Genomic DNA, 16,651 nt, shown 5'->3' with positions numbered 1-16,651 from the left:
GCTTGACGATGATGGAAGGGTCGAACGCGGTTCCCGGCAAAATCACCGGAATCCGCCGCTTCGGCCTGCCGGAGGAGAAGAATCCGCCATGTTGACCGAGAGCGACCTCAAACTGCTCGACGCCTTGCAGACCGATCCGCGGGCGTCGTGGTCGGTGGTCGGCCGCGCGCTCGGCATCGGTGCGGTCACCGCCGCCCGACGCTGGGACCAGCTCTCCGCGCGCGGTCAGGCATGGCTCACCGCGTACCCCGGCGGCGACCTCCTGGCCACGATGGCGCTGGCGTTCGTCGAACTGGACTGCGCACCAGGCGAATCGCTGCGCGTCGCCCACGAACTTGCGCGCGACGCCCACGTCCCGACCGTGGAGTACCTGGCCGGGCCCTGCGACCTCCACCTCCACCTGATGGCCCCGACATTGCGGGACCTTTCGGACTACGTACAGCACCGCCTCTCCCGCCGTCCTGGCGTGGCCCGCATCCGGACGGTCGTGTCGCCGAGGTTGTTCACCGAGGGCAGCCGATGGCGGGTCCGCGCGATCTCGCCCGGCGAACGCGAGGTGCTCGTCGGCCGTCCAGGGCGGTCGACCGCGCCACTGAGGTTCACTGACCTGGACCGCTCGCTGGCCCTGGCACTCGGCGAGGACGTACGCGCATCCGCGGCTTCGTTGGCCTCGCGCCTCGAGGTGAGCGCGACCACCGTCCGCCGCCGACTGGACATCTTGCTGGCGCACGGCGCAATCCGGCTGCGGTGCGAGATTGCGCGTCCACTGTCGCCAGCCCCGGTCACGGCGATGTTGTGGCTCCGGGTGCCGCCCGACACGCTCGAGACGACGGCGCGCTCGCTCGCGACGCTGCCGGAGGTCCGCATGTGCGCGGCGACGAGCAGTGACGCCAACCTCATGGTCGTGGTGTGGCTGGGCAGTCACCACGAGGCCACAGCGTTGGAAGCGGGTCTGTCCGAGAAGCTGCCGTGGCTGCAGGTGGTCAACCGGGCGACCACGCTGCGCACGATCAAGCTGATGGGCCATCTCATCGACGAGGCAGGCCATACGGAAGGCTTGGTACCGCTGGATTTCTGGGCGCCGGTGAAGCCGCTCGGCTAGCCACGGGGTGGGGCCAGCCCCCGTATCGGCTCTCGGGCCTGCCGGGTTCCGGCGACGCTTCGCCGCCGAAAGACTCGGCAGGTGACCACCGAAAAGCTCCTCCTTCCCTCGCCCCCGCGGCAGGGCTCTGACTTCTCCCGGCTCTCCCGCCGCATCGCCGACGCCGGCCTGCTCGACCGTCGCCAGGGGTACTACACCGCCCGAATCGCCGTCGTCACGACGCTGTTCGCAGGCGGCTGGGTCGCCTTCGGGCTGCTCGGCAACTCGTGGTGGCAACTGGCCGTGGCGGCGTTCCAGGCGTTCCTTTTCGGCCAGATCGCCCTGCTTTCGCACGATCTCGCACACCGGCAGGTGTTCCGGACGCGGCGGCCGAGCGAGATCGCCGGGCGGCTGGCCGGGAATCTCGGCATCGGCATGAGCTACGGCTGGTGGATGGACAAGCACACGCGCCACCACGCGAACCCGAACCACGAGGAGCTGGACCCCGACGTCGACCCGGACATTCTCGTCTGGTCCCAGCGGCAGGCCCGCGCCAGCCGTGGCCTGCCCCGGTTCGTCGGACGGCACCAAGCGTGGCTGTTCTTCCCGCTCCTCACCCTCGAAGGCCTGAATCTGCACTGGTCCGGTATCCGCGCCGTAATGCATCCCGGTCTGCGTCGCCGCAGGCTGGAAGCCACGCTGCTCTTCACGCATTTCGCGGCCTACCTCACCGCGCTGTTCGTCGTCCTCCCGCCTGGCATGGCGCTGCTTTTCCTCGCTGTCCACCAAGGAATGTGGGGTGTCTACATGGGATCGATCTTCGCGCCCAACCACAAGGGCATGCCGACGCTGACCGGGCAGCCCGAGCTCGACTTCCTGCGCAAGCAGGTACTCACGTCGCGCAACGTCCGCGGCGGACCAGTGATCGACGTCCTGCTCGGCGGGCTCAACCACCAGATCGAGCATCACCTGTTCCCGAGCATGCCGTCGGTACATCTGCGCCGGGCCCAGCCGATCGTCGAACGGTACTGCGCCGAGCTCGGCATCCCGTACGCGCGCACCGGGCTCGTCGACTCCTACCGGCAGACACTCCGGCACCTCCACGAAGCTGGGGCTCCTCTCAGGAACCGCTCGTAGAATCGGCACCATGGTGAGGAAAACGTTTGCGTCTGTGGTTCCGGTGGCTTTCGGCGCGAAGGCCACCGGACCACGTGCCGAACGCATGCGGCGGTCACCGCAGTACGACGGCGGCGTGTTCCGCAATGCTGCGACCACTCGCTCTACTCCCTCTTCTCCTGGCGGGATCCTGCGTGAATTCCTGTTCGGCGAGGATCGGGACCGCCGCCGTCCAGCCGGTACGGTGCCGTTGGTCACCGACCCGGTTGCGGCGACTGCTGATGGCCTGTTTCTCACCTGGTACGGCCACGCGTCGACGCTCGTTGAGATCGATGGCGCCCGGGTGCTCTGCGATCCCGTGTGGAGCGACCGGGTTTCGCCCGCCGCTTTCGCTGGACCGCGTCGGCTCCATGCGCCGCCAGTACCGCTGGCCAGCCTGGGCCGGCTGGATGCAATCGTGATCTCGCACGACCACTACGACCACCTCGATCTCGCGACCGTCCGGGAGCTGACTTCGCTCACCGAAGCTCCTTTTCTCGTTCCGCTGGGAGTAGGCGCGCATCTCGAACGCTGGAATGTCCCGCTCGATCGCATCGTCGAACTCGACTGGCATGAGGATGTCACCATTTCAGGTCTCCGTTTCGTGTGTGCTCCGGCGCAACATTTCTCGGGACGAGGCATTGCGAACGACAGCACGCTCTGGGCTTCATGGGTGATTACCGGACCCGCGCATCGCGTGTTCTACAGCGGCGACACCGGGTACTTCGACGGTTTCTCTTCGATTGGCGAGAAGTACGGTCCTTTCGACGCTTCGCTGATCCAGATCGGTGCTTATGCCTCCCATTGGCCCGACATCCACATGACACCCGAGGAAGGCGTCGCCGCCCACCTGGACGTGCGCGGCGGACTGCTCGTGCCGGTGCACTGGGCCACCTTCACCCTCTCCACGCGCGCCTGGTCCGAACCCGCCGAGCGCGTATGGCGTGAAGCCAAGGCGAACGACCTCCCGCTGGCGATTCCGAAACCGGGCCAGCGGATCGACGTGGCAGCACCGCCGCCGGTAGACGGATGGTGGCAAGCGCTCAGCTGAGGGACGTTTCAGTCAGTCAGATTTCAGAGCTTTGCCTCGGTTCTACGGTTCCGCCGTCGTTCTCTTGACCGGATCGGGCGAGCCGGGTCGGTTGGCACCCTCCTTCCACTGCTTGACATCTGGGTCGCGCGGCGGGCTCTCAACCGGTGCCCTGCCTGTTTGTTGTATTCCTCTCGACGTGGATTTGGCTTTGCGTGGCCGGAATCTTCCACGGAGCGACCTGCTCTGGTTCAACTTCGCTACGACTCGACACGCAACGCCGTGCACCAGAAGGGCCTCGGCCATGACGCGCGAACCTGTCAACTGACATCGTGCCGAACCGGTCACTCGCCCGCGGCGGCGATCTCGCAGCCGAGACGGATGGCGCACGGAGAGGTTTCGACCGGCAGATCGGCAACCCGGCAGCGTTGGTCATTGCAGCCGAGAACCCTAGCGGTGTCAAAGCTTTTGGACCGTCGAAGGGTGAGCTCGACCCTCGGACCATGCCCGTCCACGAACAGCTAAAGTGTTGCAGCACCACAAGTAGAAGATCAAGTACCGCACTTCTGACTGCCCCCATCATCAACATCCCTTCTCCGGCAAGGACAATTTCTAGATCAACACAGTTCGATACTGCCATGTGAGCACCGGCCAAAGCAGTGTTGCGCCAACCAATCACCCGATGGTGCGAACATGTGTTCGAACACGGTCCAGGGATGATTCAGCGTGGCAGACTGGAGACATGAAGCTCAAGCTCGATCTCCACGAGATCTACAACCGCGGCGGGGAGATCGACCGGGCGCTGCGAGCGGTGATCGAAGAAGCGGTCGCGAAAAAGGCGCCGGTCGTGGAGATCATCCCGGGTAAAGGATCAGGGCAATTGAAGAAGCACGTATTGCGTTTCCTGGAACGGAAGGAGGTGAAGGCGCTCTACCACCGAGTGGAGAAGGACAAGGACAACTTCGGACGGGTCTTTGTGCACTTCCGGTGGAAGTGACAGTCACGGTCCGCCATCGGGACACATCGTCTGCCTTCCCGCCGAAATGACAGCCGGTACCCGTAACCCCGGCGGTCTGCACCTAGCTTCGACGGAAAGCCGGTGGAAACCCATCATCCGGATGGGTTCTGCCCCGGCGAGAACGGCAGATCGGAGCCAGCCACCCAGGTGGGTTCTGTCTGCGCTCGCAAGGACCGGTTGATCGGAGCCAGGCCGTTCGAGCGGGTTTCGTTCCGAAGAAAGGAAGGTTTGAGCCGAGTCGCCCGAGCCAGTTGTGTTCAGTGGGATCGGCGGGGACAGGGGCAGCTGTCCGGACGGGTTACGTCCGCCTTGAACGAGATTGGCGGGTCAGAGCCAGTCGTCCGGGCGGGGCCAGGGCATGAGGGAGGTAAGTGCGTCCGGGACCGGTTCGGTGACTGTGTAGCGGCCGCGGTGGAAGAGGAGAGGACGAGCATCGGAAGTTTGCCCCAGGGCGGTCACGCGGCCGATCACGACGTAGTGGTCACCGGCAGGGTGGACGGCCTGGACCTCGTAGTCGACCCACGTCAGGGCGCCGTCCAGCAGCGGCGCACCGGACGGCCCGGGGCGCCAGGACACTGACGCGAACTTGTCTCCGGTCCGGCTGCCGAACGCTGCGGAGACAGCTTGCTGGTCGTCGGCGAGCACGTTCACCGCGAAGTTCCCCGCGGCGGCGAGGACCGGCCAGGTCCGTGAAGTTCGGGACACGCAGAAGAGCACCAATGGCGGATCAAGAGAAAGGGCGGCAAAGGACTGACAGGCGAAACCTACCGGGCCGGTCGGAGAGCAAAGGGGAGGCGATGCACCAGAACGCGATGGGCCCGACGGCGGACGGGTGGGCGGTGGTGAGTTGAGTGGTGGTGGTGAGTTGCGCGGTGGTGAGTTGAGTGGTGATGAGTTGGGTGGCGGTGAGTGCGGTCGTGAAACTGGTGGTGAAGCGCTCGGCTCCAGGTGGCCCGTCGGCAAAGAGCCGGGCGGCAAGTCGGGAGGTGGTCCATCTTCAGGGGGAGCAATAGTCTCACCCGTCGGCGTACCTGCCCAGCCGGTTACCACTGTGACGCCCGTGCAGAAGTGGCCCAGCACTTCGCGGAATCGGGCCGACGCTGACGCCAGTGCCGGAGCTGGTGCCGGTGCCGGTGCCGACGCCGATGCTGGTGCCGGAGCCGGAGCCGGTGACGGTGACGGTGACGGTGGGATCGGCGGCGACTGCGGTCGTGACGACCACGGTGGCGATGTCGACGATGACGTCGACGGTCGTGGCGGTGGTGACGATAACCGTGGTGGTAGTGGTGGTAACGGTGGTTGCGACGATGGCGACGATGGCGACGACCACAGCTCCGACCCCGGCAAAGACCCCACCCCTCGCCCCCACCAGGTGGAGCCAGCCGAAGTCACTGTGAACCAACCGTGAAGTCGTGGCCCCACAACGACACTGCCGTGCTTTCCCTCGCGATCCACGCCTCATCGTCGACTTGGCGGCCCTCGCAGCCGAACTCTACGTCGAAGCCGCTTGGGGTTTTCATGTAGAACGACAGCATCAGGTCGTTCACGTGTCTGCCCAAGGTTGCCGACATCGGGATTTTCCGGCGTAGTGCTCGGTCCAGGCACAGGCCTACGTCGTCCGTGTGGGCGACTTCCACCATCAGGTGCACGATTCCGGTCGGGGTCGGCATCGGGAGGAAGGCCAGGCTGTGGTGGCGTGGGTTGCAGCCGAAAAACCGCAGCCACGCCGGGGCGCCGTCAGCCGGGCGGCCTACCAGTTGCGGGGGCAGGCGCATCGAGTCGCGGAGGCGGAAGCCCAGGACGCCGCGGTAGAACGTCAAGGCGGCGGCATCGTCGTGGGTCGACAGGACTACGTGGCCCAAGCCCTGTTCGCCGGTTACGAAGTGGTGGCCGTACGGGCTTACCACACGCCGGTGTTGCAGTGCGACGCCGTGGAAGACCTCCAGGACGTTGCCCGACGGATCAGCGAAACTCACCAGTTCCGCGACGCGGCGGTCCGCCAGGTCCTCTGGCGTGCCTTCCTTGTACGGCACCGAAGCCGCATCGAGGCGGGCGCGGATGTCGTCCAGTTCCGAGGCGTTTGCGGCTTCCCAGCCGGCCTGCGCGAGACGGTCTTGCGTGCCCGGGACGATCACCAGGCGCGCTGGGAAGTCGTCCATGCGGAGGTAGAGCGCGTCGGGGTCGGAGCCGGTGCCTTCGACCATGCCCAGCACTTTCAAGCCGAATACCCGCCACGCGTCCATGTCCGTGGCTTCGATACGGAGGTACCCCAGTGACCGGATGGCCATCACGAACTCCCGAGAAAGTCGAGCGCGAGGCGGTTGAACTCGTCGAACTTCTCCAGCTGCGCCCAGTGGCCGCAGCCGCCGAAAACGTGCAGTTGGGCGCGCGGGATCGTCTTCAGCGCGAGCAACGCGCCGTCCAGCGGGTTCACCCGGTCCTCCCGTCCCCACACGAGCAGAACCCGTTGCCGCAGGCGGTAGGCCTCCCGCCACAGCAGGCCTTCCTCGTAGGAATCGGCGAACGACCGGCCCATCGCCTTCAGCGCGGCCAGCGAGGAAGGCGAAGACGCCGCGGCGAAGCGCTCGTCGATCAGCGCGTCGGTCACCAGCGACTGGTCGTGGACCATGATCCGCAGGAACGCTTCCATCCGCGAACGCGAAGGAGAAGCCGCAAACCGCGACAGCAGCCGTACGCCCTCCGTCGGGTCCGGGGCGAACAGGTTCACGCTCAACCCGCCCGCGCCCATCAGCACCAACCGGCCCGCGCGATCGGGGTGGTTCAATGCCAGCCGCACGGCGGCGCCTGCGCCCAGCGAATTGCCGACCAGGTGCGCCCGCTCGATGCCCAGCTCGTCCATCAATTCCACGACGGCGTCCGCGCTGTGGCGGAAATACTGCGGATGCTCGGCCGGCTTGTCGGAAAGGCCGAATCCCGGCTGGTCGATCGCCAGCGTGCGGTACGCCTTCCCGAACACCGGCAGATTCCGGCCGAAATTGCTCCACGCCGACGCGCCCGGGCCGCCCCCGTGCAGCAACAGCACCGTCGACGAATGCTCCACACCCGCCTCGTGATAGTGCAGCTTCAGTCCACTTTGGACCGTTACATATGAACCCATCACACCATCGCATTCTCAACCGGCAGACCGAACGCACCGGTGCCGAACATCACGTACGCGCGTTCGGCGTCGTTCGCTGCGTGTACCCGGCCCGCGTGCGCGTCGCGCCAAAAGCGCTGGATCGGCGTACCCCGCTGCAATGCTCGGCCGCCGGAGTTCTCGAAAAGCCGGTCGATCGCGGAAATCGCCCGTTCCGTACCGCGCACCTGGTCCCGGCGCACCCGGAGCCGGGTGCTGAACGGCAGCTTCTCGCCTTGGCAAGCCAGCTGGTACAGCTCGTCGATGTTGTGCGTCAGCTGCAGCCAAGCCGCGTCGATTTCGCTGGCTGCCTCGGCGATCCGCACCGTCGCAAACGGATCCTCTTTGGACTGTTCACCCGCATACGCCGCCCGCACGCGTTTCCCCTGGTACTCCACATGCGCGTCGTACGCGCCCTGTGCCATCCCGATGATCGGCGCGGTGATCGTGCTCGGGTGCACCGAACCGTACGGCAGCCGGTACAGCGGACCTGGATTGGCGGATTGGCCAGGCGTCTTGCACTTCGACGTCGCCACGAAGCTCAACGCCCGGTGCGCCGGCACGAAAACGTCGTCCACCACGATGTCGTTCGAGCCGGTACCGCGCAGCCCCACCGTGTCCCACACGTCCACAATGGAGTAGTCCGAAATGGGCAGGAGGTACGTGCAGAAGTCGACCGGTTTGCCGTCCGCGAACGCCGGGCCGCCGAGCAGCACCCACGAGCAGTGGTCGCAGCCGGACGAGAAACTCCACCGGCCGGTCAGCCGGTACCCGCCCTCGACGACGGTTGCCTTACCCATCGGCGCGTACGACGACGAAATCCGCACGTCGTGATCCTCGCCCCACACCTCCTCCTGGGCCCGGGCATCGAACAGCGCGACGTGCCACGGGTGCACGCCGAGGATCGACGCGACCCAGCCGGTGGACCCGCAGGCGCTCGCGATGAGTTTCACCGCGGTGTAGAACGTGACCGGGTCGGCCTCCAGACCGCCGTACGGTTTCGGTTGCAGCAGCCGGAAAAACCCCGTTTCCTGCAGTGCTTTCACGGATTCGGCGGGGATCCGGCGCGCGTCCTCGGTCTCCTGCGCGCGTTCCCGCAGCACCGGGAGAAGGTCGCGCACCCCCGCGATCACGGCAGCCAGCTCGCTCATCGGCCGTCCTCTCTTGCTCGACAGACCAAGACTAGAACACGTTCTCGTTTTTGTCGACGCGGCCCACCCCGTTGGCACTGTGCAGTCCAGCTCTACGGCCGGAAAACACGCAGTCAGCCAGCGAGAGGCCACTCACATACGACCTGGAACAGATTCCCACCGCGGTCCGCCCGGCGGCATACAACCCCGGCACACCGGCGACCGCGCCGGTGTCCTCGTCGACCACCAGGCCGCCGAGGGTCAGCATCGGGCACGGGTAGCCGAGATTCGGCTTCACGGACACGTCGATGAGCGAGTAGGGCGGCGTGTCCAGCGGCCGAGCGAACTCCGCCAGTTTGCCTGCCGGGTCCGGGCCGCGCCGGTACTCGTCGTACGTCGCCGCCAGCCCGGCCGGGTCGATGCCCGCGCGCCGGGCCACCTCCTCGATCGTCCCGGCGGTGACTCGGCCCCGACCCAGCAGGTATCGCAGCTGGAGCGTCGCAAACCACTGGCCCTGGCGACGGCCGTCATGGCGGGCCGAGGCCACCAGAGGCGCGTCGACCAGCAGCCAGCCGCGGCCGCCGTGGGACGTGATCATGCGTTCGCCGATGGCCGCGCCGTAACGGGATTCGTCGATGATGCGGCGTCCGGAAGCGTCCACGAGCAACCCGCCGAGGAACGCCGACGGCGGCGTGAGGAACCGCCATGCCGACACGCGGTCCAGCTCCGCCGCGCGGCCGCCAACCGATAGACCGAGCCGGAGACCGGAACCGTCGTCGGCGGAGGTCCCGAGGTCTAGGCCGCCGCGATAAGCGGGCGCGTGCTCACGCACCAGGTCACGGTTCACGATGTACCCACCGGCCGCAAGTACAACCCCGCGCCGGGCGGAAATCCGCAGCTCACGAGCGTATCGCTGCTCAATGCGCGAAACGCGAGCATGCAACGCCCGCCGCAACGCAGGCACGTAAATCCCCGGCTTCGCCGACCACGCCGCCAGCCGCGCGTGCCGGATCCGAGCCCACCACGGCGCGTCACGCAGGCTGCGGACCACCACCCCCGAAACCGCGCCAACCCCGACCAGACTGACCGCCTCAGTCTGCGGCAGAACACGTACCCCGCGTCGCCGAGCCGCCGCCAGAAGCTGCTTCATCAGCAACTTCCCCGACGTGCCGGGACCCTTGACGCGATGCCCGCGCGGCGCCGGTTTCGCCACGTCGCGGAAGCCGCCGGACAGCTCGCTGCCGGAGTAGTACAGGTAATGCTTGTTGCTGGGGTACGACGTCTTGTAGTCGCACAGACTGCCTTCGAACGGCACGCCCTGCCGTTCGAGCCACGCCATCATGTCGACGCTCTCCTCGCAGAACCGCTGCAGCGTCCGCGCCGAAACGACGTCGCCCGTCTCCAGCCGCAGGTACGCGTACATCGCGTCCACGCTGTCGTCGACCCCCGCGGCCCGCTGCTGCGGCGTTCCACCCCCGGCGTAGACCACGCCGCCGCTCACCCGGCTCGCCCCGCCGCCGGAAAACCGGTCGACGAGCAGTACGTCGGCGCCCGCGTCGGCTGCTTCGATGGCCGCACACACGCCCGCCGCCCCGGCTCCGATGATCACGACGTCCGCCCCGAGCTCGTCCATAGTCCGCCACCCTAGAACTGGAACACGTTCTCGTCTATGGTGACGGAAGTGGCCCCGAGCAGGCCAGCTCTGGCCGATAACACGTTGCATGTGAGGTGGCATGGCCGACGAGTACGACGTGGTGGTCGCGGGCAGCGGTGCCGCCGGGATGACCGCCGCGCTCGCCGCCGCGCACCGCGGGCATTCCGTGGTGGTGCTGGAAAAGGCGGCGTGCTTCGGCGGGTCCACGGCGCGTTCCGGCGGCGGTGTCTGGCTGCCCGGAAACCATGCGCTCAAGGCCGCGGGGATCGACGAGCCACCCGAACGTGCGCACCAGTACCTGACCTCGATCGTCGGCGACGTCGTTCCGGAGCCGCTGCGGACAGCCTTTCTCGACCACGGGCCCGAGGTGCTGGAGTTCGTCACGCGGCACACGCCGCTCGAATTCCGCTGGGTACCCGGCTACAGCGATTACCACCCCGAGGCGCCCGGCGGAAGGGCCGGGGGCCGATCGGTAGAGCCGAAAGCGCTGAACGGCAAGCTGCTCGGCGCCGACCTGGCCCGCCTCGAGCCGCCGTACAGTGCGCCACCCCTCGGCGTGCCGATCACCCAATCGGACTATCGCTGGCTGAGCCTGATCGCGCGACACCCCCGTGGCGTCGCGCGGATGCTGTCGCTCGGGGTGAAATGGCTGGTCGGACGCGTGAATGGACAGCAGCCACTCGCGATGGGGCAAGCGCTTGCGGCCGGGTTGCGGCTCGGGCTGCGCGACGCCGGGGTCGACGTCCTGCTGAACACCCCGCTGGTCGACCTGCGGGTGGAGAACGACGTGGTCACCGGGGTGCGGACCGGTCAGGCGCTGGTCCGCGCGCGCCGTGGAGTGGTACTGGCCTGCGGCGGCTTCGAGCGCAACGAGGAAATGCGCAAGAAGTACCAGCGAGCGCCGATCGGGACCGAATGGACCGTTGGCGCCGCCGCGAACACCGGCGACGGCATCATCGCCGGGCTCAAGCTCGGCGCGGCGACCGACCTGATGGACGACGCATGGTGGGGACCCTCGTTCCCGCTCACCGGCGGTCCGTGGTTCGCGCTGGCCGAGCGGTCACGGCCGGGCTGCCTGATGGTCGACGCAAGTGGCGCGCGGTTCGTGAACGAGTCCGCGCCGTACGTCGAGGCGGTGCACGCGATGTACGGCGAGGGTGACGGACCCGCCGAGCACCTGCCCGCTTGGCTCGTGTTCGACCAGCGCTACCGCGACCGCTACCTGTTCACCGGCCTAGGCCCGCGGCAGCCGCTGCCTGGGCGTTGGTACCAGGCGGGGATCGTCGCGAAATCGTCGACGCTGTCCGGCCTCGCCGAGAAAATCGACATCCCTGCCGAAGCGCTGAAGCAGACCGTGATGCGCTTCAACGGCTTCGCACGCAACGGTGTCGACGAGGACTTTCACCGCGGCCGTAGCGCGTACGACCACTACTACGGCGACCCGCGCAACCGTCCCAACCCGAGCCTGGGTGAGCTGGTGAAGGCGCCGTACTACGCGGTCCGCGTGGTGCCCGGCGACCTCGGTACGAAGGGTGGGCTGCGGACCGACGAGCACGCCCGGGTCCTGCGCGCGGACGGCACCGTGGTCCAGGGCCTGTACGCGGCGGGCAACACGAGCGCGGCGGTGATGGGCCGCACGTACGCCGGGCCTGGCGCGACCATCGGCCCGGCGATGGTTTTCGGCTACCTTGCGGCGCAGGCGCTGGCGAACGAAGATCGGACCGGCACGGGAGGCACGCAGTGACGACTCAGGGCTCCGACATCCGCACCATCGACGCGGGCGCGCCGCCCGCGCGGTTCGCCCGCGGCTGGCACTGCCTCGGGCTCGCCGACGCCTTCCGCGACGGAAAACCGCACGGCATCGAAGCTTTCGGGACCAAGCTCGTGGTTTTCGCCGACACCGCCGGGGAATTGCACGTCCTCGACGGATATTGCCGGCACATGGGCGGTGACCTCACCCAGGGGTCGGTGAAGGGGGACGAAATCGCGTGCCCGTTCCACGACTGGCGGTGGGGCGGTAATGGGAAATGCAAGTCGATCCCGTACGCCAAAAGGGTTCCGCTGCGGGCGCGGACGCGGTCGTGGCAGGTGCTGGAGGAGAACAAGCAGCTGCTCGTCTGGCACGATCCGGAAGGCAATCCGCCACCGGACGACCTGGTGATCCCGCGCGTCGAGGGCGCCTTCAGCGACGAGTGGAGCAATTGGACCTGGGATTCGATCCTGATCGAAAACGCCAACTGCCGCGAAATCATCGACAACGTGGTGGACATGGCCCATTTCTTCTACATCCACTACGCCTTCCCCACGTATTTCAAGAACGTGTTCGAGGGGCACATCGCCACGCAGTACCTCAACACGAAGGGCCGCCCGGACATCGGGATGGCGTCGAACTACGGCGGCGAAGACAATCTGCTGCGTTCCGAAGCGTCGTACTTCGGCCCGGCGTACATGATCAACTGGCTGGTGAATTCGTTCCAGGGCTTCGAAATCGAGAACGTGCTGATCAACTGCCACTACCCGGTGTCGCCGACGTCCTTCGTGCTGCAGTGGGGCATCATGGTCAAGAAACTGCCCGGGATTTCCGACGAGCACGCGGACAAGATCGCCGCGAAGCTCGCCCGTGGGATCGGGGTCGGATTCCTGCAGGACGTGGAAATCTGGAAGAACAAGACCCGGATCGACAATCCGCTGCTGTGCGAGGAAGACGGTCCTGTTTATCAGCTGCGCCGCTGGTACGAACAGTTCTACGTGGACGCGGCCGACGTCACCGAGGACATGACGCGCCGGTTCGAATTCGAGGTCGACACGACGAAGGCCAACGAGGCGTGGGCGGCCGAGGTTCAGGAGAACATGGCCCGGCAGCGCGCCGAAGCGGAAGAGGCCGGGGTGTGACCGCCGAGGTCACGGAGTTCCTCACCGCCGGGCTGCGGCCGCACGAATGCCGCAGCTGCGGGACTTGCGTGCTGGTGAAGAAAAACAGCCGGAAACACACCAGCATCCAGTGGACCACCAATGCCGCGGAAAGCTGTCCCGTTTTCGCTGCGCATGCCGCGGCAGGCGGTACCACCGCATTGCTCGACACGTGCGAAAAGCTCGCCGACAGCACTGACAACGCCGTGCGCGACGGCCAGATCGGGACGGTCGGCGATGGCTGAGATAGTCACGCTCACCGTCGCCGAGGTGATCGAAGAAACCGCCGATGCGCGGTCGATTGTGTTCGAGGTACCGGACGAGTTCACCTACTCCCCCGGGCAATTCCTCACGCTACGCATTCCCAGTGACCGGACCGGTTCCGTCGCGCGATGTTACTCGCTTTCGAGTGCACCGCACGAGGGACGGGTACAGGTGACGGTAAAGCGGACTGCCGACGGGTACGGGTCGAATTGGGTGTGCGACGAACTCAAGGAGGGCGTTACGATCGAGACCCTCCGGCCGTCCGGCACATTTACCCCGTCCTCTTTGGACAAAGATTTCCTGCTGTTCGCCGCAGGCAGCGGGATCACCCCGGTGATGTCGATTCTCAAGGCGGCGCTGGAAAAGGGGCACGGCCGGATCGTGCTGGTGTACGCCAACCGCGACGAGCAGTCGGTGATCTTCGCCCGGGAATTGCGCGAGCTGGCCTGCGACCGGCTCACCGTCGTGCATTGGCTGGAAAGCCTGCAGGGATTGCCGGCCACGAAAGCATTGCAGGGATTCACGAAGCCGTACCCGGGGTATGAAGCGTTTATCTGCGGTCCGGCGCCGTTCATGACTGCGGCACAGGAGGCATTGCGGGAGCTGGGTTTTCCGCACCAGAAGGTCCACGTGGAGAAATTCCATTCCCTCACCGGAAACCCCTTCGAGGACAAGCCCGAACCAGAGGACAGCGGCGGGGAAACCACCACCCTCACCGTGGACCTCGACGGCGAAACCCGTCAGGTCACCTGGCCACGGCAGCGGAAACTGCTGGACCACCTGCTTGCCGAGGGTTTCGACGCGCCGTACTCCTGCCGCGAAGGCCAGTGCAGTGCCTGCGCGTGCCGGATCGTGTCCGGCGAGGTGAAAATGCTGAACAACGAGGTACTGGACGCCGAGGACATCGCCGAGGGGATCGTGCTGGCATGCCAGTCGGTACCGTTGACCGACGACGTGTCCGTGACCTACGAGTGAGGGAGAGCCCGTGCCCATCGATCCCGCCGTCGCGATCGGTGCCGACCTCGGCGAGGTCCGGTTCGCCTGGACCCCGTCCGACGTGCTGCTGTACCACCTGGCCGTGGGCGCCGGGGCCGATCCGCTGAACGACCTGCGCTACACGTACGAGCGTGACCTGCGGGTACTGCCGACCTTCGCCGCCGTCGCGATCAACCTGCGCACGTTCGAACCGCCGTCGGTGAAGTTCCCCGGCGTCGACATCGACCTGGCGAAAGTGCTGCACGGCAAGCACGAAATCGAGCTGCACCGGCCGATCCCGGTCGAGGGCAAGGCGGTCGCGCACACCCGGATCGCCGACGTGTACGACAAGGGCAAGGCCGCCGTGCTGGTGCAGGAAACCGAGGTCGCCGACGAGTCCGGCGCTCCACTGTGGACTGCGCGGGCCACCATCTTCGCCCGCGGCGAGGGCGGTTTCGGCGGCGAACGCGGGCCGTCGGACCGGATCGAGTGGCCTGCCCGCGAACCGGACGCCGTGCTCGAGCTGCCGACGCTGCCGCAGCAGGCGCTGCTGTACCGGCTGTGCGGCGACCGCAACCCGCTGCACATCGACCCGGACTTCGCGAAAGCCGCCGGGTTCGAGCGGCCGATCCTGCACGGGCTCTGCACGTACGGCATGGTGGCGAGGACCGTGGTCGACGCCTTCCTCGACGGCGACCCCGGGCGCGTCTCGGCATTCGGGACGAAGTTCGCCGGCGTCGTGTTCCCCGGGGAACGGCTGCGGGTACGCGTGTGGCGCGAGGGCGGCCGGCTGCTCGTCACCACCACGGCCGCCGACCGCGGCGACGCGCCTGTGCTCTCCGACACAGTGCTGGAGCCCCGCTGACCCGCGTGTGCGTACTACGGTGTCCGGAGGCGATCTGGCACGGAGGCAGGACAGCGCATGGCGGACGAGCGAGGCGGCACCTTCTTCGTGGTGCGTGGCCCGGTGGAGCCGGGCGACAAACGCGGCCGTGAGCTGGGCTTCCCCACCGCGAACATCGCGTTGCGCGACCAGCGCGGCGAACTGGGCGACGGAGTGTGGGCCGGCTGGGCGGAGCGGGCGGACGGCACCCGGGTGGCCGCGGCGGTGTCCGTTGGCCGCCGCCCGACGTACTACGGTGCCGACGGATACCGGCTGGTCGAGGCCTATTTGCTCGACTTCGAGGGCGACCTCTACGACGAGCGCCTCACCGTGTGGCTCGGCTCGCACCTGCGGGACCAGGAGGCGTACGGCTCCGCGCAGGAGCTGATCGACGCGCTGGCCCGCGACGTGGCCCGGACCCGCGAGTGGGTGGCGGCGCATCCCGCGGGGGACCTGCCGGGGCTTGGGACGCCTCCGCCGGACGGCGAGGTTCGCCGGATCGGCTGAACCACGGGGTCGAATCGCCGGTCGGCTGCGGCTGAACCCCGAGATCAATTCGCCGGTCGGCTGAACCCCGAGATCAATTCGCCGGTCGGCTGAACCCCGAGGTCAAATCGCCGGTCGGCTGGCCACGGGGTCAGATGGCCGGATCAGCTCGGGGTCAGATGGCCGCGAGCAGCAGGTAACCCATCCCGGCGCCCATGACGGCGCGGCAGACGGTGCGCGACGTGTGCCCAGGGTCCATCGTGCCCCGCAACCGGGTTGCCACCACGCCGGAGCGGACGGCGTCGACGGCGAAGTACCCCGCTGCGGCGATGGCGACCACCGGCCAGGCGAGCGGAGCGTCCATTGTGGACATCGTGAGCCACGGCCCGTGCACCATACCGCCGTGGGGCATTGCGCTGACCATGTAGAGCATCGCGGCGGCGGACAGGGCATGGTGGCCGCAGCCGTGGCCGCTCGCGCGCCCTCGCCACCAGGCGTAACCGAACCAGCCCGCGGTGAGCACGAGCACGGCCTGCCATCCCGCGGCCGGAATCGGCCCGCCGAGCGGCGACACCATGGCCACCATCGCCACGACCAGCAGCAGTTCGGCGAGATCACCGTTGCGGACGCGGTCGCCGAGCCGGGCGTAGTCGAGCCGCACCAGGCGCAGCACGCACGGCAGGGCCAATACCGCGAACAGGGCGGTGAACAGCCACGCGACCGGAACACTCACCGCGGACCTGCCGGGATGCTTCGGGGCACGGTCGGTACCTCGCTCTCCGTCATGACCTCACCACCGTGACACGCCCGTACCGACGGCACCAGCCAGCAATGAGGTGATCCACCGTGACCCACAAGCGGCATGCCGGGAAACACAACCGTGCGGGAAAGTCCGTGAAGGGAACCATGAGGGAATCCAAGTCCGTGAT

16 protein-coding genes and 1 pseudogene are annotated in these 16,651 nt (G+C 67.3%); 10 read left to right on the top strand and 7 right to left on the bottom strand.

Annotated elements, in window-relative coordinates; all coding sequences use genetic code 11:
* The first annotated feature begins 88 nt into the window (after positions 1 to 88).
* The 4 genes from OO71_RS43960 to OO71_RS43945 all read left to right on the top strand — a co-directional run bounded on the left by OO71_RS43960 (position 89) and on the right by OO71_RS43945 (position 4,263).
* Positions 89 to 1,102, top strand: coding sequence for an Lrp/AsnC family transcriptional regulator (locus OO71_RS43960; RefSeq protein WP_033296049.1), 1,014 nt, complete (start codon positions 89 to 91; stop codon positions 1,100 to 1,102).
* Positions 1,103 to 1,183: 81 nt separating this feature from the next.
* Complete coding sequence (locus OO71_RS43955; protein WP_033296048.1) at positions 1,184 to 2,218, top strand: fatty acid desaturase family protein; 1,035 nt, start codon at positions 1,184 to 1,186, stop codon at positions 2,216 to 2,218.
* 10 nt (positions 2,219 to 2,228) lie between these two features.
* Positions 2,229 to 3,287, top strand: coding sequence for an MBL fold metallo-hydrolase (locus tag OO71_RS43950; protein WP_156096854.1), 1,059 nt, complete (start codon positions 2,229 to 2,231; stop codon positions 3,285 to 3,287).
* A 721-nt stretch (positions 3,288 to 4,008) separates the two neighbouring features.
* Positions 4,009 to 4,263 carry a Smr/MutS family protein gene (locus OO71_RS43945; protein ID WP_033296047.1) on the top strand — a complete coding sequence of 85 codons (255 nt, stop codon included), beginning with the start codon at positions 4,009 to 4,011 and terminating at the stop codon, positions 4,261 to 4,263.
* A 348-nt stretch (positions 4,264 to 4,611) separates the two neighbouring features.
* On the opposite strand, the pseudogene OO71_RS43940 reads toward OO71_RS43945, so the two are convergent.
* The 6 genes and pseudogenes from OO71_RS43940 to OO71_RS43915 form a co-directional block, all read right to left on the bottom strand.
* A pseudogene (locus OO71_RS43940) lies at positions 4,612 to 5,055 on the bottom strand (flavin reductase family protein); the annotation flags it as partial.
* Positions 5,056 to 5,299: 244 nt separating this feature from the next.
* Positions 5,300 to 5,614 carry a hypothetical protein gene (locus tag OO71_RS51840; RefSeq protein WP_033296046.1) on the bottom strand — a complete coding sequence of 105 codons (315 nt, stop codon included), beginning with the start codon at positions 5,612 to 5,614 and terminating at the stop codon, positions 5,300 to 5,302.
* Between the two features lie 58 nt (positions 5,615 to 5,672).
* Positions 5,673 to 6,572 (bottom strand): iron-dependent extradiol dioxygenase HsaC, encoded by a 900-nt coding sequence (gene hsaC, locus OO71_RS43930; protein WP_033296045.1) that lies wholly within the window; start codon positions 6,570 to 6,572, stop codon positions 5,673 to 5,675.
* Entirely contained in the window at positions 6,572 to 7,402 is an 831-nt protein-coding gene (gene hsaD / locus OO71_RS43925; protein WP_033296044.1) for a 4,5:9,10-diseco-3-hydroxy-5,9,17-trioxoandrosta-1(10),2-diene-4-oate hydrolase, read from the bottom strand. The genes hsaC and hsaD overlap by 1 nt, the downstream gene beginning before the upstream one ends.
* Positions 7,402 to 8,571, bottom strand: coding sequence for a 3-hydroxy-9,10-secoandrosta-1,3,5(10)-triene-9,17-dione monooxygenase oxygenase subunit (gene hsaA / locus OO71_RS43920; protein WP_033296043.1), 1,170 nt, complete (start codon positions 8,569 to 8,571; stop codon positions 7,402 to 7,404). Before hsaA ends, hsaD begins: the two co-directional genes overlap by 1 nt.
* A 31-nt stretch (positions 8,572 to 8,602) precedes the next feature.
* Positions 8,603 to 10,183, bottom strand: a complete 1,581-nt coding sequence (locus tag OO71_RS43915) for an FAD-binding protein (protein ID WP_033296042.1) — start codon at positions 10,181 to 10,183, stop codon at positions 8,603 to 8,605.
* A 100-nt stretch (positions 10,184 to 10,283) separates the two neighbouring features.
* Here OO71_RS43915 and kstD point away from each other — a divergent pair, with 100 nt between their 5' ends.
* Genes kstD through OO71_RS43885 form a run of 6 tightly spaced genes read left to right on the top strand, consistent with a single transcriptional unit; the run spans position 10,284 to position 15,743 of the window.
* Positions 10,284 to 11,948, top strand: a complete 1,665-nt coding sequence (gene kstD / locus OO71_RS43910) for a 3-oxosteroid 1-dehydrogenase (RefSeq protein WP_033296041.1) — start codon at positions 10,284 to 10,286, stop codon at positions 11,946 to 11,948.
* Positions 11,945 to 13,096, top strand: coding sequence for a 3-ketosteroid-9-alpha-monooxygenase, oxygenase component (locus OO71_RS43905; protein WP_033296040.1), 1,152 nt, complete (start codon positions 11,945 to 11,947; stop codon positions 13,094 to 13,096). The genes kstD and OO71_RS43905 overlap by 4 nt, the downstream gene beginning before the upstream one ends.
* Positions 13,093 to 13,359, top strand: coding sequence for a hypothetical protein (locus tag OO71_RS43900; protein ID WP_033296039.1), 267 nt, complete (start codon positions 13,093 to 13,095; stop codon positions 13,357 to 13,359). Before OO71_RS43905 ends, OO71_RS43900 begins: the two co-directional genes overlap by 4 nt.
* Entirely contained in the window at positions 13,352 to 14,353 is a 1,002-nt protein-coding gene (locus OO71_RS43895; protein WP_033296038.1) for a ferredoxin--NADP reductase, read from the top strand. The genes OO71_RS43900 and OO71_RS43895 overlap by 8 nt, the downstream gene beginning before the upstream one ends.
* Positions 14,354 to 14,363: 10 nt before the next feature.
* A complete protein-coding gene (locus tag OO71_RS43890) occupies positions 14,364 to 15,218 on the top strand; it encodes a MaoC/PaaZ C-terminal domain-containing protein (protein WP_033296037.1) in 855 nt (284 codons plus the stop codon).
* A gap of 57 nt (positions 15,219 to 15,275) precedes the next feature.
* Positions 15,276 to 15,743: a riboflavin kinase gene (locus OO71_RS43885; RefSeq protein ID WP_033296036.1), complete on the top strand. Its 468-nt coding sequence runs from the start codon at positions 15,276 to 15,278 to the stop codon at positions 15,741 to 15,743.
* 154 nt (positions 15,744 to 15,897) lie between these two features.
* Here the strand turns inward: OO71_RS43885 and OO71_RS43880 are convergent, their stop codons facing one another.
* Positions 15,898 to 16,455, bottom strand: coding sequence for a DUF5134 domain-containing protein (locus OO71_RS43880; protein WP_033296035.1), 558 nt, complete (start codon positions 16,453 to 16,455; stop codon positions 15,898 to 15,900).
* Positions 16,456 to 16,651 lie beyond the last annotated feature (196 nt).

It is taken from the genome of Amycolatopsis jejuensis (assembly GCF_000717335.1).
Taxonomy (GTDB): domain Bacteria; phylum Actinomycetota; class Actinomycetes; order Mycobacteriales; family Pseudonocardiaceae; genus Amycolatopsis; species Amycolatopsis jejuensis.
The sequence above is the reverse complement of the archived record's forward strand: the minus strand, read 5'-3'. Positions and strand labels throughout refer to the sequence as shown.

Coding starts and splice junctions, on each gene's coding strand:
- OO71_RS43945 (WP_033296047.1), top strand. CDS start 4,009: ATGAAGCTCAAGCTCGATCTCCACGAGATCTACAACCGCGGCGGGGAG.
- OO71_RS43885 (WP_033296036.1), top strand. CDS start 15,276: ATGGCGGACGAGCGAGGCGGCACCTTCTTCGTGGTGCGTGGCCCGGTG.
- hsaA (WP_033296043.1), bottom strand. CDS start 8,571: ATGAGCGAGCTGGCTGCCGTGATCGCGGGGGTGCGCGACCTTCTCCCG.
- kstD (WP_033296041.1), top strand. CDS start 10,284: ATGGCCGACGAGTACGACGTGGTGGTCGCGGGCAGCGGTGCCGCCGGG.
- hsaD (WP_033296044.1), bottom strand. CDS start 7,402: ATGGGTTCATATGTAACGGTCCAAAGTGGACTGAAGCTGCACTATCAC.
- hsaC (WP_033296045.1), bottom strand. CDS start 6,572: ATGGCCATCCGGTCACTGGGGTACCTCCGTATCGAAGCCACGGACATG.
- OO71_RS43950 (WP_156096854.1), top strand. CDS start 2,229: ATGGTGAGGAAAACGTTTGCGTCTGTGGTTCCGGTGGCTTTCGGCGCG.
- OO71_RS43915 (WP_033296042.1), bottom strand. CDS start 10,183: ATGGACGAGCTCGGGGCGGACGTCGTGATCATCGGAGCCGGGGCGGCG.
- OO71_RS43960 (WP_033296049.1), top strand. CDS start 89: ATGTTGACCGAGAGCGACCTCAAACTGCTCGACGCCTTGCAGACCGAT.
- OO71_RS43895 (WP_033296038.1), top strand. CDS start 13,352: ATGGCTGAGATAGTCACGCTCACCGTCGCCGAGGTGATCGAAGAAACC.